Raw genomic sequence first — 23,383 nt, 5'->3', positions numbered from 1 at the left:
TGGAGTTATAAAAGACTTCTCATTAAAGAAAAATTTCTCTAATCAGGTGATTGTTTCGAAAGAAAATACTACTTTTGTACGCGAAAAACAAGGGGCTGTTTGGAATACAGCTTGATTCATACCAATTCTCCCCTTGAAATAAGGTAAAAAGATATTAGCAAGAGATTATAAACCAAATACCAAAATTTTAAATCATTAAAAGAAATGGCAAATTTAGATTTAAGCAAGTACGGTATCACAGACGTAAAGGAAATCATCCACAACCCGTCTTATGATGTACTGTTCGCAGAAGAAACCAAACCAGGTTTGGAAGGTTTTGAAAAAGGTCAGGTAACTGAACTGGGTGCTGTAAATGTTATGACAGGTATTTATACCGGTCGTTCTCCTAAAGATAAATTCTTCGTTAAGAATGAAGCCAGCGAAAACACTGTATGGTGGACTTCAGACGAATACAAAAACGACAACAAACCTTGCTCTGAAGAAGCTTGGGCTGACTTAAAGGCTAAAGCTGTAAAAGAATTGAGCGGCAAACGTCTGTTTGTTGTTGATACATTCTGTGGCGCTAACCCTGCTACTCGCCTGAAAGTACGTTTCATCATGGAAGTTGCTTGGCAAGCCCATTTCGTAACCAACATGTTCATCCGCCCGACCGCTGAAGAACTTGCTAATTACGGTGAACCTGACTTCGTATCTTTCAACGCTTCTAAAGCTAAAGTTGACAACTACAAGGAACTGGGTCTGAACTCTGAAACAGCTACTGTATTCAACCTGAAGACTAACGAACAAGTTATCCTGAATACTTGGTACGGTGGTGAAATGAAGAAAGGTATGTTCTCTATCATGAACTATCTGAACCCGTTGCGTGGTATCGCTTCTATGCACTGTTCTGCCAACACTAACATGGAAGGTACTGACTCAGCTATCTTCTTCGGTCTGTCTGGTACAGGTAAGACTACCTTGTCTACTGACCCGAAACGTCTGCTGATCGGTGATGACGAACACGGATGGGACGACGAAGGTGTATTCAACTACGAAGGTGGTTGCTACGCTAAGGTTATCAATCTGGATAAAGACAGCGAACCCGATATCTACAATGCTATCAAACGTGACGCTCTGTTGGAAAACGTAACGGTTGCTGCTGATGGTAAGATTGACTTCACTGACAAGAGCGTTACAGAAAACACTCGTGTTTCTTATCCTATCTATCACATCAATAACATCGTTAAACCGGTTTCTAAAGGTCCTCACGCTCACCAGGTAATCTTCCTGTCAGCTGACGCCTTCGGTGTATTGCCTCCGGTATCTATCCTGAACCCGGAACAAGCTCAGTACTACTTCCTGTCTGGTTTCACCGCTAAGTTGGCTGGTACAGAACGTGGTATCACTGAACCGACTCCGACATTCTCTGCTTGCTTCGGCGCTGCTTTCTTGTCATTGCACCCGACTAAATATGCAGAAGAACTGGTTAAGAAGATGAATAAGGTAGGCGCTAAGGCATACTTAGTAAACACTGGTTGGAACGGTAGCGGCAAGCGTATCTCTATCAAAGATACTCGTGGTATCATCGACGCTATCCTTGACGGTTCTATCGACAAGGCTCCTACTAAGGTTATTCCTTTCTTTGACTTTGTAGTTCCGACTGAGTTGCCGAACGTTGATCCGAAGATCCTTGATCCTCGCGACACTTACGAATGCGCTTGCAAGTGGGAAGAAAAAGCAAAAGACTTGGCTGGCCGTTTCATCAAGAACTTTGCTAAGTTCACCGGTAACGAAGCTGGTAAAGCACTGGTTGCTGCTGGTCCGAAGCTCTAATCTGAATAAAACCTGTTTAGATATATATGTGAAAGCGGTTCTTGATATCAAGAGCCGCTTTTTTGTTTTTATCCGTTTCATTTGTTCTTCCTAATTATTTTCCTACTTTTGCGCTATACGTAATACCTAAGAATATGACTTATCTGGATACGGACAGGCAAACGCAGGCCGACTTGAGCATTACAGAAGGAATATATGACGAATATCCCCTCTACTCCTTATTCTCCGGAACGGAGACTAAAAACGGAAAACGCATGATGCTCGATTGGATTACCTCTCCCCTGAACGATATATCTGCCATACGAAAAAGACAAGAAGCGATAGCCTGGAAAGAGTTACCAGAACTTCCTTTGGATGAAGAAGAGCTCGACTTTATCGAATATTATCTGGAATACCGTGATCAGATCAGAAGACCTAATATTTTGGTGTCTCTGACTTCAGCATTCGACCGTTTATTACGACACGACGCTCAACGCTATATCATCAGACGAGGTGTAACTTTAATTATCCTATTATTGAACCGATTGGAATCATTGCGAGAAAATACCCCGAAAAATGCCCCCTTACTATTGAAAGAATTAGCGCAAAGCATTCAGGACACTATACATGGCAGCGAACTGAAAGAAGTTATCGGTCTCTATAAAGAGAAATCTCCTTCCAACTATACCATCGACAAATACGATTACCTGTTTCGTTGTATCCATTTTGAACAGATCAGAGGGTTACTTTCTCAAATTTATTTACTAGACGTATGCCGCACAGCACAGCATGTAGCAATCAACAGAGGTTTTTGTTGCTGTCCGGAAATGACAGAAACGATGGATTTATCTATTACCGGCTTTGTACATCCGTTCACAAAAGAGGGACGAAGTAACGACTGGAAGATGTCAAACGGCAATATATGCATTCTTACAGGCTCCAATATGGCCGGTAAATCAACAACTCTCAAAGCCATCACAATCGCTGTATGGTTGGCGCACTGCGGATTACCGGTTCCAGCCCGTTCAATGATCTGTCCTGTTTTTGATGGAATCTATACTTCAATCAACCTCCCGGACTCCCTGCGTGATGGTAGAAGTCATTTTATGGCGGAAATTCTACGGATCAAAGAAGTTCTTCAAAAAGCGAATTCCGATAAGCGATGTCTGATAATATTGGATGAAATGTTTCGCGGAACAAACGCACAGGATGCCTTTGAAGCTTCTGTCGCAGTAAACGAATTACTCAGAAAATACTTGCATTGCTCATTCCTTATATCGACCCACATTCTGGAATATGCCAAACATTTTGAGAAAGACAGTGCATGTTCTTTCTATTATATGGATTCAAGAATTCAGAACGATCAATTTATATGTCCTTATCATCTGATTGAAGGCATATCCGAGGCACAAGTTGGATACTGGTTGGTAAGAAAAGAATTGGAATCACTTCATTACTAAGTCTTTTTTGTTAGCTTTGCGAAAACCAATATTAAACAGAGCAATATGAAAAGTATCAAATTGATGTTAGCAGGTGCCAGCCTGTTGCTGTGCTGCGGATGCGGCATGCAAGTAAAAGAGAGTACAACTGTGACTGAGAAAGCAAGCAATGAAAATGCAGTAATTGAAAATATGATGTCACGCCGCAGTATTCGTAAATACAAGCCGCAAGCAGTGAACCGCGATACTATGCAGATTATACTGAACTGCGGTATCAATGCCCCCAATGGTCAGAACAAGCAGTCCTGGGCAATCCGGGTAGTGGATAATCCGGATTTCATCAATGGTATCACCGAAGTTTACAAGAAACAGAATCCGAAAGCCGCCGAAGATCCTAACTTTAAAAATATGTTCCGCAATGCTCCTACAATAGTATTTATCGCCAATGACAAGTCTTATGATCTGTCACAGATAGACTGCGGTTTACTGGGTGAGAACATGATTCTCTCAGCTTGGTCTATGGGTATAGGTTCTTGTTGTTTAGGAGGACCGACACGATTTATAAACTCCACACCGGATGCAGCAGAATATTTGAAGAGACTTGATATTCCGGAAGGATATGAGTTGCTCTATTGTATCGCATTCGGTTATCCAGATGAAACTCCGGCAGCTAAGCCGAGAAATGTGGAGAAGATTAAATTCATAGATTAAAGATTTTTTAAAGATTCTGCTTTGTCATCTCCATTCGTATAAGATTATTTACTACATTTGTAGGATAATCACTTGAAATGTATGAAAATAGCAGATACACATAGCTTATTTGTAGCTTTTATCTGGATGATATTATTCTCATCGTGCTCTGATGAGAATAATACTCCTGATATCAATGGAAAAGAAATCTGGATAGGCCTACAAATCGGGCCTTCTTTGGAATATGATTCACAACCTTTAAGCAGAGCTACAGTTCAGGAAGCCGGAATTTATGCAGTTAATGTTTTCTGGAAAAAGGGTTCTACCTTTCAGCCTTATGCAACCGGGCTTTTTGAAGATATTTCAGATATAAGCATCGGACTAATTGAAGGATATATTTATCGGTTCGACTGCACCTTCCTGAAAAAGAATGAACTTCCTTATAACAACAATGGATATTTCGGACTCCCATTTTCAATCACAACAGATAAACGGGTAGATGCCGCTGTCACCAATAAGCTGGTTATTTCCATCAATCCTCTAAATGAAAACCAGAATTTCCATCAACACATTTATAAAGGAGCGATGCATCTGGAAGCCAATGACATCAGTGAACGTCCTACGGACACACATCGCTTTTATGGCAGCGCAACACTTGACTTGATCAATGCCGATCCCGTAACCGAAGGTAATCGTCCGGTAAAGTTTGTTTCTATTGAACTGAAAAGAGCATATTATACTCTGCGATTTGCAGCTGAAAACTTGTCTATAGGAGATTTCATCAAAGTAGAAACCAGCAATGCCAAAGCATTTCTCATAGAATGTACCGATGCCACTACTTCCCTTTCCATGTCAGAAGAGAGGCTGTTTTCTCTACAAAATGTCGCCAACATCGGAAACGGCAATATCAACGCCACAGAAAATCTGCCTATCAACGTCTATTACCGCCCAAAAAACGCTGAAGAATGGACCAGCATTATCTCAAACCAATCCATTACTATTCAACGGAATAAAAAGAATCTGATAAAGATTATAAATATAGATAAGCATTACGATGAAAATACTTCTATCTCATTTGAAGGAGACAACACCGATTTGGATCCCACAGAAGAAGAACATCAAGACATTGGATAATCAAACAAACAGATATATGAAAACAAAACATTTAATTTTAGCGGGATTAGTCGTCCTGAGTCAGATTATGCAATCTTGCCTTAAAGGAGAAGATGTTTATAAAGAGAAAGAGCCCACTTACACTGAGCTGGACCTTAATATAGGCGGCGAGTGTTCCCTCACAGAAAAACCAATGAGCCGTGCCGATGCTTCGAAAGAGATTTTTGGTATAAATGTAGCCATGCTCATACAGAATCCCAACGGGTCAGTCACTCAAAAGCCTTATGCTTATGGCATCTTTGACAATATCAAAGCCGGGAATCTGAAGTTGAATGTCCTCGACGGATATCAATACCGCATCTCGTGTACTATGATAAAAGAAGGAAAGGACTCTTTATTGACTAAAGATGGAACACTTTATCCACTGACACTCAGCAAGGGAAACGATCCAAAGTTAGGTACAATCACGAATAAGTTCATTACAGCCGAACGACCGGATGGCACACAAGAATATCTTTTCGATCTTGAAAACTCCAAAATAGGAACCAGCGGACAGAGCAATTATACTCGTCCTTTTATTCAAAGATACCATGGTCTTATCGACAAGTTGACCGTAACGACCGACCAGACAAATACACTGGAAGTTTATCGCCGGTATTTCGGTGTACAATTCAAACAGAACGGATTACAAGCGGATTGTAAACTGGAAATCCAAATAGATGGTGCACCGACTGTATGGTTGACTCCTGATAAGAAAGAATCACCCGAACTTATGGTTTCCATGAGAACTTTGACGACTCTTGTTGAAACAGGAAAGATTCTGACTGATAACGCCCGTGTTAAAGTCACCGTGCACCGGACAGGAAAAGAAGCCGAAGATATATTAAACTATGCTATTAATTTCAAGAGAAATTATATGCATACGATTGTCATTTCCGATATCGATCATTTTGGTACAGGAAGCAATGTCAGCATCCATGTAGAAGAAACCGAACTGGAAAACAGTGCCCAGGAAGATTTACCCTGGCAAGGAGGAAACTAAAATAAAAAAGTAAAGGTGGGCGTTCGATTTGAAAGCCCACCTTTACTTTTCCATTAGGTTTGATGAGTTTAACTCATCTCCAACTATTCTTTAATTCTTATTCGCACGTTTACGTTCTATCTCGTCCAGAATCACTTTACGCATACGCATTGCCTTCGGTGTAACCTCTACGTACTCATCCTCCTTGATATATTCCAAAGCCTCTTCCAAAGAGAACTGTACAGGCGGAATCAGACGAACTTTATCATCCGAACCGGAAGCACGCATATTCGTCAACTTCTTGGATTTCGTAACATTAATCACGAGGTCGTTATCATGGGAGTGTTCACCTACCACCTGTCCGGCATACACCTCTTCTTGCGGGAAGATAAAGAACTTACCACGATCCTGCAATTTATCGATGGCATAAGCAAAAGCCGTTCCCGTTTCCATGGCAATCATGGAGCCGTTGGTACGACGTTCAATCTCACCTTTATGCGGTTGATATTCTTTGAAGCGGTGTGCCATGATAGCTTCACCGGCAGAAGCAGTCAGTACATTCGTACGCAAACCGATAATACCACGTGAAGGCATATTAAATTCCAGGTTTACACGTTCGCCTGCACTCTCCATCTTCACCATCTCACCCTTACGGCGGGTTACCATATCGATAATCTTACTGGCATACTCTTCGGGAACGTTCACAGTCAGTTCTTCAATCGGCTCGCACTTCACACCGTCAATCTCCTTGAAGATAACCTGCGGCTGACCAACCTGAAGCTCATAACCTTCGCGACGCATGGTTTCAATCAATACAGAAAGATGAAGTACACCACGACCGGAAACTACCCATTTACCATCTTCCTCACTTTTACGTACGCGTAAGGCAAGGTTCTTATCCAATTCCTTCATCAAGCGGTCATGGATATGACGAGAAGTCACAAACTTACCATCACGACCGAAGAAAGGAGAATCATTAATAGCGAACAACATACTCATAGTCGGTTCGTCAATAGCGATAGGCGGCAATGCTTCCGGATTTTCAAAGTCACAGATCGTATCACCGATTTCAAAACCTTCGATACCTACCAACGCACAGATATCACCGGAAGAAACTTCCGATACCTTCGCACGTCCCATACCTTCAAATGTATGCAGTTCCTTGATTTTTGATTTCACAAAACTTCCATCGCGCTTAGCCAGAGATACATTCATCCCCTCTCTAAGCGTACCACGATGTACACGGCCTACAGCAATACGTCCGGTATAAGAAGAATAATCCAGAGAAGTCACCAACATCTGCGGAGTACCTTCCAACTGCGTGGGAGCCGGTATATTCTCTACAATACAGTCCAGTAATGCGAAGATATTATCAGTAGGAGTATTCCAGTCCGTACTCATCCAGTTGTTCTTCGCAGAACCGTAGATAACAGGGAAATCCAACTGATCTTCCGTAGCCTCAAGACTGAACATCAGGTCGAACACCATTTCATATACTTCCTCCGGACGACAGTTCGGTTTGTCTACCTTGTTCACCACAACGATGGGTTTCAGGCCAATCTGCAGAGCTTTCTGCAACACGAAACGTGTCTGGGGCATCGGACCTTCGAAGGCATCCACCAACAGGATACATCCGTCTGCCATGTTCAATACACGCTCTACCTCACCTCCGAAGTCACTGTGTCCCGGAGTATCAATGATATTGATTTTAGTTCCTTTGTAATTGATAGAAACGTTTTTGGAGAGAATCGTTATTCCTCGTTCACGTTCCAAGTCGTTGTTATCCAGCATTAATTCACCTGTGCTCTGGTTGCTGCGGAACAGATTTCCCGCCAAGAGCATCTTATCGACAAGCGTCGTTTTCCCATGGTCAACATGGGCAATGATTGCAATGTTTCTAATATTTTGCATACAATACCTATATATTTGGGTGCAAAGGTACGAATTTTGCATTAGATATAGTTGCAGCAAGAGAAAAATTTCATTGAATATCATTGCAGTATAAAAGATTATCTCTATCTTTGCAGCCTCGTAAGAGAAAATTTATATATCAATTTAATTAAAAGTTATGTATTTAGACGCTGCTAAAAAGCAAGAAATCTTTGGCAAGTACGGAAAGTCTAACACTGATACTGGCTCAGCTGAGGCCCAGATAGCTTTGTTTTCATACCGTATTTCCCACCTGACTGAGCACCTTAAGCTCAACAGAAAAGATTATAGTACTGAAAGAGCTTTGACAATGTTGGTAGGAAAACGCCGTGCGTTGCTGAACTACCTGAAGGATCGCGACATCACCAGATATCGTGCCATCATTAAAGAGCTCGGTCTGCGTAAGTAATCCGTTACTTGCAGCAAAAGCATTAAAAAGGGAAGCTGTTAAAAAGCTTCCCTTTTTTGTTTTCAAATATCTCCGATCCTTATACAATAAATAAGCACAAAAGCTATACAAGACATATCTTCCTCCTATTATGTCTTCTATAGAAGACATATTTCAAGTAAAATATGCACTTTATAGAATTATTTCCTATATTTGCATGTCAAGCAAGTTGAAGTATGGAAAAAGACATCATCAAACAAATCATTCTGAACCAGCAAGAGTTCATTAGCCAGGTGAAGCTATTGCCCCGTAAAGTGTCCATTGAAGAAAATGGTAATTATGTATTTGTGGGTATCCGCCGTGCCGGCAAAACTTATATGCTCTACCAGCATATACAGCAACTGCTAAAAGATGGACATAGTAAACAAGAAATTCTCTTCATTAACTTTGAGGACGAACGCATTACGGATATTAAAAAGGAAGAACTTCATCTGATTGTAGAATGTTACAAAGAGATGTTCGCCTTCGAGCCTATCATCTTTCTGGACGAAATACAGAATATAGAAGGATGGGAGCACTTCGCACGCCGGCTGGCAGATGAGAAACGGCAAGTTTTCATCACGGGTAGCAATGCCCACATGCTCAGCCGTGAAATAGCCTCTACATTGGGGGGACGATACCTGATGCAGGAAATATACCCCTTCAGTTTCACGGAATATCTGGAATATCATCATATTACACTGGATGCCCACTGGCATCTGGCTCCCATCAGGACCGACGTAGTGCGTCTGTTCGAAGGTTACTTCTACAATGGAGGCCTACCCGAAAGTTTCAACTACACAGACAAGCGCGCCTGGCTCACATCCTTATATCAAAAAATACTCTATTCGGACATTGTCATTAGAAACAACGTAAGAAATGAACAAAGCCTGCGTCTGTTAGTACGCAAGCTGGCAGACAGTGTGCTTCAACCAACAGCCATCAAAAGGCTACAGAACATCTTGCAAGGAGATGGAAGCAAAGTGACCCGCGAAACAATCTCCAGCTATTTAGGTTATCTGCACGACGCTTATCTCATCTTCTCTCTCTGTAATTTCAATGATTCCATCCCACAGAGAGAAGGAACAAAGAAACATTATTTCTACGACAACGGCATCCTCAACCTATTCCTCTTCCAGCCGGAAACCAAACTACTTGAAAATATTGTAGCTATCCATCTCTATAAACAATATGGAGAAGCACTCTTTTATTACAATAAGAATGTAGAAGTAGATTTCGTAGTTCCCGACGCCGGGCTGGCTATTCAAGTTTCCTATTCTCTCCGCGACGAGCAGACGCGAAACAGGGAAGTCAATGCCCTTGTCAGCCTTTCCCGCTTCATGAACATAAGTACTGCTTTGATTATCAGCAAAGATCAGGAAGAAACTATTGAGCAGGATGGAATAAGCATAAAAGTGATTCCTGTGTGGAAGTGGCTGGCAGAAACGAAATGCGCCGTTTACCCATCATAACGACAGGATATCAGTCATTCTGCTGACAAGCCTCTTTCCAAAAAGAACCTTTCCAGCATATCTTGTGAATAAACAAAGAATAATCATACGCCATTTCCGTATATTCTTCCGCATTTACGGCTAACTTATGCAAGAAAGGGTTACTACTTACGAGTGAAAAGGTTACTACTTATAGGTAGTTTGGTTACTACTTCCGCCTAAAAGGGTTACTACTTATAGGTAATGCACCTATTTGCATTGCGACTCAGACTTATTTGCGCAGTTTTCAGAGTATGTTTCAATCTAACAGAAACGTAAGAATTTCGATATCGCATTATCAATCTGCCTTTTGCCGATTTTCGTTCGCTTGCTTTTGAACTGATGGAGGCGAGGACGAATATAATGCATTCTCAGCAAACAGAAAATACAAAGTGTCAGAATGTCAGATTCAGCAATATCAATTCCGTGAAAGTTTATACCCCACCTTGGGAATGGTGATTAGATCCAGCGATTCATCTTCCGATAAATATTTGCGGAGATTTGCTTTCATCCTGTTCTCCGATAAGAGCATCCTGCAATATATATTAAACAAATAAAAGCAATTTCTCAATTATCCGACAAACAGGACAATTACACCCGCTTCGTACCTTCTTCGCTCTTTTCGTCCCTCTATAGAAGCGAAGAAGACGCGAAGAAGGTATAGCCCAAAAGAGAAATGGAACAGAACACAAACAGGAGATATGTACAGTCTCTTTTAATCCGGACGCTAAACTTTTCTCCGTGTATTGTTGCATCAAGTAAAAGTTTGTTTTATTTTTGCAGTTTAACAATACAATTTATAACCTAATAGGCGAAAAACATTATCAATTATGGATACAAGCAAGATTGTCGGAGAAAAAATCAAGTCGCTCCGTGAAAGCCAGTCAATCAGTATTGAGCAACTGGCCGAACGTTCCGGTTTAGCCGTAGAACAGATTGAACGCATTGAAAATAACATCGACCTGCCTTCATTGGCCCCGCTCATCAAAATAGCCCGCGTGCTGGGTGTACGCCTGGGAACTTTCCTTGACGATCAGGATGAAACGGGTCCGGCCATCTGCCGCAAGACGGAAGCCAAAGACAGTATCAGCTTCTCCAATAATGCTATCCAGAGCCGTAAGCACATGGAATATCATTCCCTGTCCAAGTCGAAAGCGGACCGCCACATGGAGCCGTTTATCATCGATGTAGCTGCTACGGAAGATAGTGATTTCGTACTCTCCTCTCACGAAGGTGAAGAGTTTATAATGGTTATGGAAGGTATTATGGAAATAAGTTACGGCAAAAATACATATCTGCTTGAAGAAGGAGATAGCATCTATTACGACTCCATCGTTCCCCACCATGTGCATGCTTATGAAGGACAGGCAGCCAAGATTCTTGCAGTAATCTATACTCCGATTTAAATTAATAATGAAGAATGAAGAATGAAGAATTGAGCTGCGCTATAAGGATACCGCATGGCTAATTCTTCATTCTTCATTCTTAATTCTTCATTTCTATGTTATACGAAAGAACGCTCGGCCAATGGCTGGAGCACTGGGCAGAAACTACGCCCGACAAAGAATATATCGTTTATTCCGACCGTAACCTGCGCTTCACCTGGAGCCAGTTCAACCGCCGGGTAGACGACATGGCAAAAGGACTAATTTCTATCGGAGTGAAACGCGGCACCCATGTAGGTATATGGGCCGCTAATGTACCCGACTGGCTTACTCTTCTGTATGCCTGCGCCAAAATAGGTGCCGTCTATGTCACCGTAAATACCAACTACAAACAGGCAGAACTGGAATACTTGTGCGAAAACTCAGATATGCATACCCTTTGCATTGTGAATGGTGAAAAAGACAGCGACTTCGTACAAATGACTTACACCATGCTGCCGGAACTGAAAACCTGCGAACGCGGACATTTGAAGAGCCAACGCTTCCCGCACATGCGCAACGTTGTTTATGTAGGCCAGGAGAAACATCGCGGTATGTACAATACAGCCGAAATCCTCTTATTGGGTAACAATGTGGAAGATGAATGTCTGAATAATCTGAAAAGCCAGGTAACCTGCCATGATGTAGTGAATATGCAATACACATCCGGCACCACCGGATTCCCGAAAGGCGTTATGCTCACCCACTATAACATAACTAACAATGGCTATCTGACAGGAGAACACATGAAGTTCACCAGCGACGATAAGTTATGCGTTTGTGTACCCCTCTTCCACTGCTTCGGTGTAGTACTTGCCACCATGAACTGTCTGACACATGGCTGTACGGAAGTAATGGTGGAACGCTTCAATCCGCTGGTAGTGCTTGCCTCCATTCATAAAGAACGCTGCACGGCTCTGTACGGTGTCCCCACAATGTTCATTGCCGAGTTGCATCATCCGATGTTCGACATGTTCGATATGTCCAGCCTGCGCACCGGCATCATGGCCGGCTCACTCTGCCCAGTGGAACTGATGAAGCAGGTGGAAGAAAAGATGTATATGAAAGTTACAAGTGTATATGGTCTGACAGAAACATCGCCGGGTATGACAGCCTCACGCATTGACGACCCGTTCGATGTCCGTTGCAATACCGTAGGACATGATTTTGAACATACCGAAGTCAGGGTTATCGATCCCGAAACCGGAGAAGAATGTCCGGTAGGTGTGCAAGGCGAAATGTGCAACCGGGGCTATAACAACATGAAGGGTTACTATAAGAATCCGCAAGCCACGGCCGAAGTAATCGACAAGAATGGCTTCCTTCACTCCGGTGACCTTGGTGTGAAAGATGAAGATGGCAATTACCGCATCACCGGACGCATCAAAGATATGATTATCCGTGGCGGCGAAAATATCTATCCGCGAGAAATTGAAGAGTTCCTCTACAAGCTGGAAGGTGTGAAGGATGTGCAAGTGGCAGGCATCCCATCGAAAAAATATGGCGAAGAAGTAGGTGCTTTCATCATACTGAAGGAAGGAGCAGATATACACGAATCGGATGTACGCGACTTCTGTACAGGCAAGATTTCACGTTACAAAATACCTAAATATGTATTCTTCATTGACGAATTCCCTATGACGGGCAGCGGCAAGATACAGAAATTCAAACTGAAAGATGTAGGGTTGCAACTTTGCAAGGCACAAGGAATCGAAATAATATAAAGAATTAAATATAAAGAAACAGGCTGTACAATTAAGTTGCAGCCTGTTTCTATTTAACCACACATTATAATTCATCGGGCATGGGAACCTTTTGCCCGGTTGCCCTCACGGTAGGCATTGGGGCATCCCAACCACGAAGACGGGTACCAAGTTCTTTTGCCATTTCCCTCACTATTTCCAAATGTCGGGCAGCCAGATTGTTACGTTCACCAATATCTTCACGAAGATTGTAAAGTTCCAGTTCGGCAGTATGCATACGATAGACCAATTTCCAATCGCCCTTACGGAGAGCACTCATGAAGTCGATATCATCCTGATCCTCAAAGCGAAGCTGATGAGGAAAATGAAAGATGATGCCACGCTCAGGGTCAATGCCCGAAATAGCTTCGGGAATTACAATAGCATTAGCCTCGCGTTGATTGGTAATCTTCCCACTTTTCTGAGCCTTAGCCACATACCGGGAACCTTTCTGAATCAGTTTCACTAAGCTCTGACCATCTCGTTCCTGAACGGTTTCGTATTTCTTCACCCCTGCCATTTCAAGGATTGTCGGGAACACATCTTCCGCCGAAACAGGCGTATTGATACGCGTTCCGGCACTAACCTTACCCGGCCAGCAAAAGAGCATAGGAACACGGATACCACCTTCATAAACCGATCCTTTCCCCTCACGTAATGGGAGATTCTGAGTATGAGGTTCCCCACCCTTCTCATTTCCTACACTATGTCCTCCGTTATCGGAGTAAAAAATGATAATTGTATTGTCAGCCACACCTTTAGTTTCCAAGAAATCAAGTACATCACCCAAACCTTTATCCATGCCTTCCACCATGGAAGCATAGCGCGCCTGTCCTTCATCCATTCCGGCATCAAGGTAGGGCTGAATATACCGCTTATCCCGTTGAATGGGAGTATGATTAGAATAATGGGAAAAATAGAGATAGAAAGGTAACTTCTGCCTGATGGGATGTTCAAGCGTTTTGAGTGCTTCGCGGGTCATAGCTTCGGTCAGATGTACATCAGTACCATAATATTGTGACATATTTTGTACCGAACCATAATCACCCTTACCCGGTAAATTGCCAAAATTATCTTCGGGAAGATAGCTTTTGGGATGACCATTGCTCGAACCGGCAATGTTAACCACAAAGCCCATATTATAAGGATTTGAGCCGGGCGTACCCGCAGGCCCCCAATGTGCCTTACCCACATGAATAGTATGATAGCCCGCATCACGAAGAATTTCAACCATAGGAGTTGCATAGAAGGTATGATTGAGCCCGTATGTTTCACGTTCCGGTTCAAGAGAAACGGGACAGAAAGCATTATAATTCCACTCCGGATGAGCAAAAATATCATCGAGGTTCTCATTGGTGGCACCAGGGTGACCGCCAATTGCATCCGGCACAATATCTTTATAGAGTGAAATAAACGACGTAATCTTCATGTGAGCAGGGCTCATGCCAGTCATTAGAGATGCACGTGTAGGTGTTGAAACCGGACAAGCATAAGCGTTTGTCATCATGACACCCATTTGAGAAAGACGCTCCATATTGGGCGTTTTAAAACGCTGGTTATTAGGGTATATTTCTTCACCGAAAGACAGAGAAGATTCTGTCCACCCGAAATCATCTACTAAAAAGAAAACGATATTAGGGCGCTGTCCGGCATAGAGATTCTGTGAGAGAACTAAAGGAGCGGCTAACGCCAAGCTGCATATTGATTTATTGATTTTCATATGTATTTATTTTTTAGACCATGAGTCACTGCGGAACGGAGTTGCCGGTAGCCCTTCCTTATTATAAAGATTCGCCCGAAAGAAATTCGCAAACGCATAACGTACCGCCACGGGCTCCTGCACCTGAGAAGAGGACACTTCAATGCGGTTACCGTTAATAATCGCTTTTGCAGGATAGAATTTCCGATCTGCACCGGCTATATAGAAACCTTCCACTGGTTCATCATTAGGTGTCATTAAACCATTATCTGCATAATCAAAACTCAGTATAAGTTTGCTCCCAGATAATTTCATAGACTTAAACAGAGGACCGGAACAGACAATATTCTTACCATATTGTTTAGCCAACGCCCATAAAGCTAATCTTTCTCCTGGAACACGTTTGTTGCGGGGATGGATATCAAGCGAATCGCCTACGTCAGTAGTAACCACCATGCCCAGATTCTTCAATCCACCCTGCCACGTTTGAAGCTGAGCTTCCCGGATACCGGCAGGCTGACCTTTGAAAGGAGCAATCTGAACGAAGTAAAAAGGCATGTCCGGTTGCTTCCACTCCTTACGCCAACTATTAATCATATTGGTAAATACCTGTTGATATTGCTCATAGCGCATAGCATTGGCTTCCCCTTGATACCAAATAGTGCCCTTGACGGTGTAACCCAGAATTGGTCTAATCATGCCGTTCCATAGTGTGGACGGAACTTTATAGAGTTTATTCTGTTTCACATTCTCTACTCCAAACTCATCGAACACATCTGCATAAAGTGGGTTATTTTCCATCACCTCCATTTTAGTCCATGACTCCACATGTGTATCACCTTTGGCTGAAAGAATGAGTCCGACAGGAATATGGAGTTCTTTGAAAAGACGTCGACCGAAAACAAAACCCACTGCTGAGAAATTATAAGCATGGTCCGCAGTACAAACAAGCCACTTCCCCTCACAATCATCACGTTCACCGTCAGGTGCCAGGCAATAAGGCACGGTGAAGAGACGGATTTCAGGATAATTGGCGTCCTGTAGTTCTTTGTAGGCCCCTTCCATACCGGTTTGCCACTTCACTTCTTTTTGTTTGCCAACCGGAAAAAGCATATTACTCTGCCCACCGCAAAGCCATACCTCACCAATCAAGATATTGCTGACTGTTACAGTGTTCTCTCCACTAACGGTAATCGACTGATTTTTCATCGTTGCACGAGGCGTTTTCAATTTCACAATCCATTTGCCATCTTCAGAAGCAACCGCAGTCATAGCCTTAGTAGCCCATGAAGGTTGAACAGTTATGACTTCACCCGGTTCTGCCTTCCCCCAGATATTAACTCTGGTATCTTGTTGCAAAACCATATTATCAGAAATGATAGCGGGAAGTGTTACTTTAGCCAACACAGGGCAACAAGTAACAACAGCCAACACCACCAATAATACCCATTGCTTTTTCATTACTCTATTCATTATAGTTAACCAATTCTTTTTTCTTTCCAATACAACAAACAAGGAAACTAATACTACCACCAACAACAACCCACCAAGGCCAGGCCAGCTTGAGAGTTGCACCGAATAAAGCTGTGCTCCACCAGCCCAAAATGCCGGGTTGAAGAAGCAGAACTACCAAACAGCCGGTAACCAATGCGGCTACCACACTATAAACATTGCCACGACGGGTCAAGACAGCACAAAGGAATATCCCCAACATGCCGGCATAGGAGAAACTCATGATGCCAAGCGCAAAATCAACCAACGACTGATCGCCCGCTTCTTGCATCAAAGCAGCAATAATAGCAAAAGCCGTCAATACAATCCCCATAATGACTACAAGGAAACGTGATTCCTTCAACTCTGACTTAACTTTCACATTACCCTTATCGCGTTTTTGTCTCCAAGGAAGATAAAGATCGGAGAACAAGCTACTGGTCATTGAATTAATGGCCGAATTAAAACTTGACAATGCAGCTGCAAGCAGCCCTACCACCATCAGACCAAGAACACCCGTTGGCATGTGGTTGAACATATATTGCGGGAATACCTGACGGCTATCATTTAACATGTCACTCGGTGCGGTTGCACCAAGTAACTCCGGACGTGAATAGAACACATACAGCAACGAACCGATGATCATAAAGATCACAACAACGGGAAGGGAGATAACCTGAGAATATACAAGTGAACTTGCCGCCTTTTTCACAGACTTGCAGGTCAGCTGGCGTTGTACAAATTCCTGATCCGTACTATATTGTGCAAACTTAAAGATGGCGCAGGCAAAAAGAGCACCAATCAAATTATAGGGTTCGGTTAGTGACAACTTCGGATCAATCACCTGTAGCTTATCACCGGACTCCGTATTTTCAAGCACATTGACAATCTCACCCAACGATAGCGGAATGGCACTAAATAACAAATAAATGGCAACCAGACCAGTACCGATTACGAGCAGAATTTGAATCGTATCAATATAAATCAATCCTTTTATGCCTCCAGCCATTGTATAGATTGTACTAACAATGCCGAGAATCACAATCGAAGCAATCAGGTTAGGAAACAATATATCATTATAAAGCATTACAGACACCGCAATGGCAGCAATGAAAAGGCGTGAGCCTGACGTGAGCAATTGCCCCAACAAGAACATGATACTGGTCGCCGTTTTAGCGCCATCACCAAAACGATTACCCAGATAACCATAAATGGTTATCGTATTGGCTTTATAAAGGGCAGGCAAAATAATATAAGCTGCCATTAAGCCACCAATTATCGCCCCAACACTAAGCATGATATAAGTAAAGTTACCGTCGAAAGCAATTTGAGGTGCGCCAACAAATGTACCGGCACTGATTGATGTTCCAACCGCAGCAAAAGCTACCAACCACGTCGGCATACTTCGCCCGCCAAGGAAATAATCTTCAACATTTTTATTTTTACGAGAGAAGAGGAAACCTATCATTGTCAAGGCTCCCAAAAATAGAATTACTATAATCCAATCTAATAATTGCATGGTATCGGGTTTTAGTGTATTAATTACAGATATAAGGTCCATGAATGGAGGTCACAGCATAGTTGTCACTTGTATCATCGAGGGCATAGACATAAAATTCATTACCACCGGGTTGTACGCGAATTACAATATGTCCCTGCTTAGCAGCCATCTGTTTGGTGTTAGGATAGGCAACAAGCGCTGTTGCAGGATGGAAGTTGGTTGAAAATACATCCTTCTCTCCTGGATAAGCCTTTGTCGCAGAAAGAATACGACGCAACACTTCAATATCCGGCTGCTGTGCCTTTCGATTATGAACTACAACGACCTGGGGCCGAAGAGCTTTGAGAAGTGTAACGCCCATCGCATCGTAATTCATGTGATGATTACTCTTACATGCTTCTACCGGACCCGTCACCGAGCCAACCGGTAATTCCAGATTCTGCCAATCCAAAGTGGTTACGGCAGGCAGGTCTGCCCCGGTGAAGTAATCAAATTTGCCATAAGAAACACGAAAAACAATGGAACACTGGTTTTCATCCGGCCATTCACTTTTGGACAGTTGGTCAGTGGGAATGAAATAATTACGCTCAATATCTTCAACCCCAGTCCACACACGTCCGTTAGCCGCTATATTACGAATTTCGAAAGTGGGATATTTAGCAGCATTATGAACGAGCACAAGCTGATCTTTCTTGCCAACTTTAAATTGTTCAATCTCCATACCATTTTTCTCCTTCTGCCATTTTATAAAATTCAAATAGTTCGGAAATGCTTTACTTATAGGCGCTATTGGATCGTTATAGTCCGGCCAACCACGGTCAATAGCCTTCCTAAAGGGGATACAATCGCCCACACCAGATATACCGGTTAGCTGATAAGCCTTATTCTCCGCCCACTTGCATCCTTTATTAATTTCACCCATGTGGTCGATATGAAAGTGAGTCAGAAGCATATAGTCAATTGCCTTCTGTTTAGTTCCCTTCATGAAATGTGCAATATATTTTGCATAGGTTTCATAAGGAGCTATTTCTTCATTTGGTTTTTGTGGCACAATGTTGGGTGCTTTTTCTCGAATTTCACCGGCATCAACCAACATCGTAGTACCGTCGGGTAATATAAAGAAAGTACATTCCCCTTGTCCAGTGTTGATGGCATGAATATCAAGATAGCCTTCCTTCCACGCTGGTAATACCTTACCTATTTTTACTTCCTGAGCCCGGATAGTCATTGAAAAGAGAACTAATAATGCTATAACCGGTATTTTAAATGGGATATTCATAGTATCTTCTTGTTATTTTATTCAATAATAGCCTTTTGATTCAATATTTCTTTCCGAACCTCATTGCAAGAGAGATTACGGGGAGTACTTCCCGTTTGCGCCGCCAAGGCTGCCGCCACACCGGCTGCATGTCCTGTAGCTCCGCAAGTAGCCCCAACCCTGACAGTGCCGAGAGCCTCACGATCAACCGAGATACAACGACCACCAACCAGCAGATTATCAATCTTGGCAGGTAACAAACTGCGATAAGGTATTTGGAATGGAAGAGGTACATACATGTCATGCATACCGTTTTGATTTTTAGGAGGGTGCACATCAATGGGCCAAACACCCAATGCTATTGAATCTTCAAACTTGCGGTTGGATACAATGTCATTTTTGGTCATGGTATAGACCCCATCAAGCCTACGGGTTTCGCGAATGCCAATGGTGGCTGAAGTATTCATAATCCAACTGTTCTCAAAGCCTTTGCAATGTTTTTTGTAATAGTTGACAATACGGTGAGCATCACTACGTGCCTCCATTTCAGCAGCAGTCAGCTCGTTTGCATTAACCGCCGATCCATAAACACGTGTCGTATTAACCCAAGGATAGTTTTTTCTTAAACCGCCAAACCAGGGACCACCAAAGAAAGGAAGTTCATCGGCCTCAGAGGCATTACTGAGCATCTCACGGTCAATTCCGACATCTCTCCTTCGCGAGGTATATTCGGTTAACAATTCTTTCCCTAAGAAACCGGGTCCAGGACCAAACGGTATTGTCAATTCATCTTCATAGCCTACACTTCCCTGTGGGTTAACTTCCGCAAGAAAAAAAGGCAATGTCATGGGCTGAAGTTCAGGTGATATATTAAACCCGGCTCCGGCACGCGCTATGACATCCCCATTTCCGGTACAATCCACTACGATCTTAGCCATAATTGCCTTACGCCCATCCACATTCTCTACAATGCCCCCCTTCACTTTATTCTCTTCAACAATGACATCGGCCATCCAGGTATGCAACAGACATCTTACCTGATATTTCAACAGTAGTTCATCAGCAGTCAGTTTCATAATCTCAGGGTCAGAGCTCAGTACCCAACTACGGTTATTTTCAACGCCTCCCTTCTTTTCAGCCATCGCAATCCATTCACCCATAACACCATCTACACAACGGCGATAAGGACGCAACCAACTGTTGAACCCGGCCAATGTGATCACCAGACCATTGGTCCACATGCCACCAAACGAGCCCATCGCCTCAACAAGCATGGTCGAAGCTCCGGCCTTGGCAGCACCGATAGCAGCACCGACACCGGCAGGCCCACCACCAACAACCAAGACATCAACGTCATTGATGACTTCTATTTGCCTTTCTTTTTCTGTATACGTTTTCATTAATTCCATGATGATATATGTTATAATAGTATTTTCAAAATTGTACGATTTTCAACATTAGTCTCTTAATCTCAGATTCATCAGAAAGCGACTTAACCTTAAATGCCGGAGAAGCATTATATATAAGAACCTGATGTTTAGCAATATCTTCGGTTTTCACATTAAAAACCTGATTTCCCAACTCAATTTCAACGTTTCCTTTCAGTTCAATCTCTAAATAGATTCCACCAAAGGTTACGCAAGGTAACGGCTCGTTGAGTACTACCGTTTGTTCCTTTTTTAGTAATATACTTCCAACCTTAGTTATGACCGGGCAAATAAAATCCTTAATTTCATGTTTATCAACCAAAAGGGTACCCTGACCGTTCAGGTCGGGAGCCAACAAATCCGTGGAGATGAAATTAATATCATTACGATTAATTTTATTGAAATGCACGAATTTGTCGGCATGAGATTCTCTCATAAGACCATGCAACTTAGCTAAAGCAACGTACCGGTCATACTCATCCTCATCAAAGCGGGAAGCACTGATAGCCATAATACAATCTCCCTGATTCTGTATCTTTTCAAAGACAGTCTGATATAAAATTCCCATTAACCGGACATCGTAAACTCCAAGATCTCGAATAATCTCATTAGCACGATTATTGGAAGTAATAACGTAATTTCTCTTTCCAAGCACTTCATCTGCAAGAGTGATTATATCTTTATAATGCCGACCAGTTTCATCAAGCAATTTAGGTTCAATAAATGTATAAAGTCCGTTCCGTTTACATTCGGTTAGAAATTCCCTTAATGTAGGTATCCGACTTCTCATTTCCGATTTATCAGCCTTTAAGATAAAATCCTGTTTCAGTTCTATAAGTGTCTTTGTTTTAACCGGAATTTGAACGGAGAGTGTTGTTCCGTCGGCATTCAGGCAGGTACGGTTTAGTGTACTGTCATGCATCACTACCAGACATCCATCAGCTGACAGGCGTACATCAGTCTCAATAGCTTGAAAACCGGCGCGTTTGGCCAATGAAATGGCCTCCAGAGAATTCTCTCCGGCAATTGTGCCATGCATATTGACACCCCGATGAGCTATAAAGACGCGCTGAGCATGTAATCCCGTTACCCAACTACAGATTATAAAACAGAAAAAGACGAATTTCTTCATTACTAACATATGTTATTCACTGAAAATAAGTAGCAGAACTCCAGATATTTTTCCATACTACCATTAGCTCTGCCACTTATAGATAAAACAATTTATGAACTAATATCCTGGATTCTGAGTCATATTAGGATTAATCACCAGCTCTTTCGCCGGAATAGGCCATAAATATTGTCTTTCAGAGAAAGCTCCCTTAGAACAAACCTGTACATAGCCATCGCTTACCATTCTCGAAAAATCAGCAATACCATCTTCATCTATTTCTGGAGCATAGGGCCAGAACCAATGTCCCGGTTTTACCACTTTATCTATCAATTCATTTCCGGGATAGAGTACACCACAGTTTGGTTTATTCAACGCTTTTTGAGCCAATCCCCAACGAATCAAATCGTAATACCGAAGTCCCTCAAAGGCTAATTCAACCCTCCGTTCACGACGAAGAACCGTTCGGAGTTCTTTCTGATTGGTTGTTGTAATGGCAGGATAATTAGAAACATCACTCAATTCCACGCCATAGGCACGTGCACGCACCTGATTAATAGCATCCAAAACGCTTTGGTCAATCTGGTTCAACTCAATCTTAGCCTCAGCATAGATCAAAAGCACATCGGCATACCGGATAATTATCAGGTCATTCTCGGGGGTAAAGTTGGTATCGGGTCCCCACGTTCTGTCAACTGACTTTCTCCACACCAAACCGGTAAAAGAAGCAAACTGAGCCCTGGCACGAGTATCACCGTTATTCACCAGCTTCCCTGTTGAATAGTCCATTACTTTAGTAACCTCCGGATGAGGGTTATATTCATAGCCAACGAACTCACTTCCAAATTCCACGATCGAAGCTGTGCAGCGAGGATCTCGATTCTGAAAAGGATTGTGAGAATCAAATAGAGGCGACTCATCAATCAACTTACCATCGGTACACTCGTAAGCTGCAAGTAGTGCCCACGAAGGAACCTTGCTCGAAAAACCGCCCGCTGTACGTGGGTAGTAGCTTTTTGCATCGCCGATATTACCAATCAGGAGAGCTGTTGAATGAGGCAATAAAAAGATTGACTCTTCAGCATTCTTCGTATAGAATAAATCACCATAATCTTTATGAAGTTTATAGATACCCAGATCCATACACGCTTTTGCTGCTGTAGCAGCGATCTCATAATCACCGAAATACAACGCATAGCGTGCTTTCAATGCCAAAGCGGCACCTTTGGTTGCTACCTGTTTTCCAGTATAAGAAGCCGGAAGATGTTCAGCAGCATAATCAAAATCATCATAAATGATTTTAATCACATCAGCTTTAGGTGACCGTGCCATTTTAGATGCAGCTTCAATAGTTAACAGATCTTCTACATAGACTACATCACCAAAAGCAAAGACCAGCATAGCATAATGTGCAGCACGTGAAAAACGTGCCTGAGCTTCATAAGACAACAGAGTAGCCTCATTGATCCCATTTTCACGACCACGATCCAAATTAGCGATGATAGCATTGGAACGGGCAATGGCCTTGTATTGGTTGGTATAGAATGTTGCCAGCTCAACACTACCGGACGTATTTGTTTCACTGTTTAACGTTCCATCGACAATGTCAGGACCGGCAACGTCACGATAAAGGTAGTCATCAGACCAAGCTTCTTTGGCAACAGGCCAAAATGCAGTGCGATACAAATCATTCACCGCCATTTCATACTCGGTTTCGTTACTGTACCAGGTTTCACTTGAACCTTGGTCTAGTGGATACAGATCCAAGCTGTTGCACGATACCAATGAAAGTGCGAATACTGTCAGTATAATATATATATTTTTCATTGT

The 23,383-nt window shown here is 42.6% G+C and carries 16 protein-coding genes and 1 pseudogene; 9 read left to right on the top strand and 8 right to left on the bottom strand.

The window, feature by feature from the left end; all coding sequences use genetic code 11:
- Positions 1-204 precede the first annotated feature (204 nt).
- From pckA to VYM24_RS07085, 5 genes are all read left to right on the top strand, one after another.
- Complete coding sequence (pckA, locus tag VYM24_RS07105) at positions 205-1,812, top strand: phosphoenolpyruvate carboxykinase (ATP) (protein ID WP_330941856.1); 1,608 nt, start codon at positions 205-207, stop codon at positions 1,810-1,812.
- 134 nt (positions 1,813-1,946) lie between these two features.
- A complete protein-coding gene (locus VYM24_RS07100) occupies positions 1,947-3,251 on the top strand; it encodes a MutS-related protein (protein WP_330941855.1) in 1,305 nt (434 codons plus the stop codon).
- 45 nt (positions 3,252-3,296) lie between these two features.
- Entirely contained in the window at positions 3,297-3,941 is a 645-nt protein-coding gene (locus VYM24_RS07095) for a nitroreductase family protein (protein ID WP_299096033.1), read from the top strand.
- A gap of 81 nt (positions 3,942-4,022) precedes the next feature.
- Entirely contained in the window at positions 4,023-5,054 is a 1,032-nt protein-coding gene (locus VYM24_RS07090; protein WP_330941854.1) for a hypothetical protein, read from the top strand.
- 16 nt (positions 5,055-5,070) lie between these two features.
- Positions 5,071-6,075 (top strand): hypothetical protein, encoded by a 1,005-nt coding sequence (locus tag VYM24_RS07085; protein ID WP_330941853.1) that lies wholly within the window; start codon positions 5,071-5,073, stop codon positions 6,073-6,075.
- Positions 6,076-6,165: 90 nt separating this feature from the next.
- Here the strand turns inward: VYM24_RS07085 and typA are convergent, their stop codons facing one another.
- A complete protein-coding gene (gene typA / locus VYM24_RS07080; protein ID WP_291553777.1) occupies positions 6,166-7,965 on the bottom strand; it encodes a translational GTPase TypA in 1,800 nt (599 codons plus the stop codon).
- 157 nt (positions 7,966-8,122) lie between these two features.
- Here typA and rpsO point away from each other — a divergent pair, with 157 nt between their 5' ends.
- The 4 genes from rpsO (at position 8,123) to VYM24_RS07060 (ending at position 13,048) form a co-directional block, all read left to right on the top strand.
- The gene (gene rpsO, locus VYM24_RS07075; RefSeq protein ID WP_007211822.1) at positions 8,123-8,392 is read left to right on the top strand and encodes a 30S ribosomal protein S15; all 270 of its coding nucleotides are present in this window, start codon (positions 8,123-8,125) and stop codon (positions 8,390-8,392) included.
- Between the two features lie 215 nt (positions 8,393-8,607).
- Entirely contained in the window at positions 8,608-9,882 is a 1,275-nt protein-coding gene (locus tag VYM24_RS07070) for an ATP-binding protein (RefSeq protein WP_330941852.1), read from the top strand.
- Between the two features lie 848 nt (positions 9,883-10,730).
- Positions 10,731-11,306 (top strand): helix-turn-helix domain-containing protein, encoded by a 576-nt coding sequence (locus tag VYM24_RS07065; RefSeq protein WP_007211819.1) that lies wholly within the window; start codon positions 10,731-10,733, stop codon positions 11,304-11,306.
- A 95-nt stretch (positions 11,307-11,401) separates the two neighbouring features.
- Positions 11,402-13,048 carry an AMP-binding protein gene (locus tag VYM24_RS07060; protein WP_291553772.1) on the top strand — a complete coding sequence of 549 codons (1,647 nt, stop codon included), beginning with the start codon at positions 11,402-11,404 and terminating at the stop codon, positions 13,046-13,048.
- 64 nt (positions 13,049-13,112) lie between these two features.
- Here the strand turns inward: VYM24_RS07060 and VYM24_RS07055 are convergent, their stop codons facing one another.
- The 7 genes and pseudogenes from VYM24_RS07055 to VYM24_RS07025 all read right to left on the bottom strand — a co-directional run bounded on the left by VYM24_RS07055 (position 13,113) and on the right by VYM24_RS07025 (position 23,380).
- Positions 13,113-14,786, bottom strand: a complete 1,674-nt coding sequence (locus tag VYM24_RS07055) for a sulfatase (RefSeq protein ID WP_330941851.1) — start codon at positions 14,784-14,786, stop codon at positions 13,113-13,115.
- Between the two features lie 15 nt (positions 14,787-14,801).
- Positions 14,802-16,226, bottom strand: a pseudogene (locus VYM24_RS07050) (sialate O-acetylesterase); the annotation flags it as partial.
- Positions 16,227-16,230: 4 nt separating this feature from the next.
- Positions 16,231-17,775 (bottom strand): sodium:solute symporter family transporter, encoded by a 1,545-nt coding sequence (locus VYM24_RS07045; RefSeq protein ID WP_291553768.1) that lies wholly within the window; start codon positions 17,773-17,775, stop codon positions 16,231-16,233.
- Between the two features lie 19 nt (positions 17,776-17,794).
- Complete coding sequence (locus VYM24_RS07040; protein ID WP_330941850.1) at positions 17,795-19,036, bottom strand: ComEC/Rec2 family competence protein; 1,242 nt, start codon at positions 19,034-19,036, stop codon at positions 17,795-17,797.
- A gap of 17 nt (positions 19,037-19,053) precedes the next feature.
- The gene (locus VYM24_RS07035) at positions 19,054-20,424 is read right to left on the bottom strand and encodes an FAD-dependent oxidoreductase (RefSeq protein ID WP_330941849.1); all 1,371 of its coding nucleotides are present in this window, start codon (positions 20,422-20,424) and stop codon (positions 19,054-19,056) included.
- A gap of 25 nt (positions 20,425-20,449) precedes the next feature.
- Positions 20,450-21,574, bottom strand: coding sequence for a glycerophosphodiester phosphodiesterase (locus VYM24_RS07030; RefSeq protein WP_330941848.1), 1,125 nt, complete (start codon positions 21,572-21,574; stop codon positions 20,450-20,452).
- Positions 21,575-21,673: 99 nt separating this feature from the next.
- Complete coding sequence (locus VYM24_RS07025; RefSeq protein ID WP_330941847.1) at positions 21,674-23,380, bottom strand: RagB/SusD family nutrient uptake outer membrane protein; 1,707 nt, start codon at positions 23,378-23,380, stop codon at positions 21,674-21,676.
- Positions 23,381-23,383: the final 3 nt, after the last annotated feature.

It is taken from the genome of Bacteroides sp. MSB163, from assembly GCF_036416795.1.
Lineage (GTDB): Bacteria > Bacteroidota > Bacteroidia > Bacteroidales > Bacteroidaceae > Bacteroides > Bacteroides maternus.
Note: the sequence above shows the minus strand (reverse complement) of the source record. Positions and strands in the feature narration are given on the sequence as shown.

What these genes read in the sequence shown, in the direction of transcription:
- VYM24_RS07090 (WP_330941854.1), top strand. Translation starts at nt 4,023, where the DNA reads ATGAAAATAGCAGATACACATAGCTTATTTGTAGCTTTTATCTGGATG.
- typA (WP_291553777.1), bottom strand. Translation starts at nt 7,965, where the DNA reads ATGCAAAATATTAGAAACATTGCAATCATTGCCCATGTTGACCATGGG.
- pckA (WP_330941856.1), top strand. Translation starts at nt 205, where the DNA reads ATGGCAAATTTAGATTTAAGCAAGTACGGTATCACAGACGTAAAGGAA.
- VYM24_RS07040 (WP_330941850.1), bottom strand. Translation starts at nt 19,036, where the DNA reads ATGAATATCCCATTTAAAATACCGGTTATAGCATTATTAGTTCTCTTT.
- VYM24_RS07025 (WP_330941847.1), bottom strand. Translation starts at nt 23,380, where the DNA reads ATGAAAAATATATATATTATACTGACAGTATTCGCACTTTCATTGGTA.
- VYM24_RS07045 (WP_291553768.1), bottom strand. Translation starts at nt 17,775, where the DNA reads ATGCAATTATTAGATTGGATTATAGTAATTCTATTTTTGGGAGCCTTG.
- VYM24_RS07070 (WP_330941852.1), top strand. Translation starts at nt 8,608, where the DNA reads ATGGAAAAAGACATCATCAAACAAATCATTCTGAACCAGCAAGAGTTC.
- VYM24_RS07030 (WP_330941848.1), bottom strand. Translation starts at nt 21,574, where the DNA reads ATGAAGAAATTCGTCTTTTTCTGTTTTATAATCTGTAGTTGGGTAACG.
- VYM24_RS07100 (WP_330941855.1), top strand. Translation starts at nt 1,947, where the DNA reads ATGACTTATCTGGATACGGACAGGCAAACGCAGGCCGACTTGAGCATT.
- VYM24_RS07035 (WP_330941849.1), bottom strand. Translation starts at nt 20,424, where the DNA reads ATGGAATTAATGAAAACGTATACAGAAAAAGAAAGGCAAATAGAAGTC.
- VYM24_RS07095 (WP_299096033.1), top strand. Translation starts at nt 3,297, where the DNA reads ATGAAAAGTATCAAATTGATGTTAGCAGGTGCCAGCCTGTTGCTGTGC.
- VYM24_RS07085 (WP_330941853.1), top strand. Translation starts at nt 5,071, where the DNA reads ATGAAAACAAAACATTTAATTTTAGCGGGATTAGTCGTCCTGAGTCAG.
- VYM24_RS07055 (WP_330941851.1), bottom strand. Translation starts at nt 14,786, where the DNA reads ATGAAAATCAATAAATCAATATGCAGCTTGGCGTTAGCCGCTCCTTTA.
- rpsO (WP_007211822.1), top strand. Translation starts at nt 8,123, where the DNA reads ATGTATTTAGACGCTGCTAAAAAGCAAGAAATCTTTGGCAAGTACGGA.
- VYM24_RS07060 (WP_291553772.1), top strand. Translation starts at nt 11,402, where the DNA reads ATGTTATACGAAAGAACGCTCGGCCAATGGCTGGAGCACTGGGCAGAA.
- VYM24_RS07065 (WP_007211819.1), top strand. Translation starts at nt 10,731, where the DNA reads ATGGATACAAGCAAGATTGTCGGAGAAAAAATCAAGTCGCTCCGTGAA.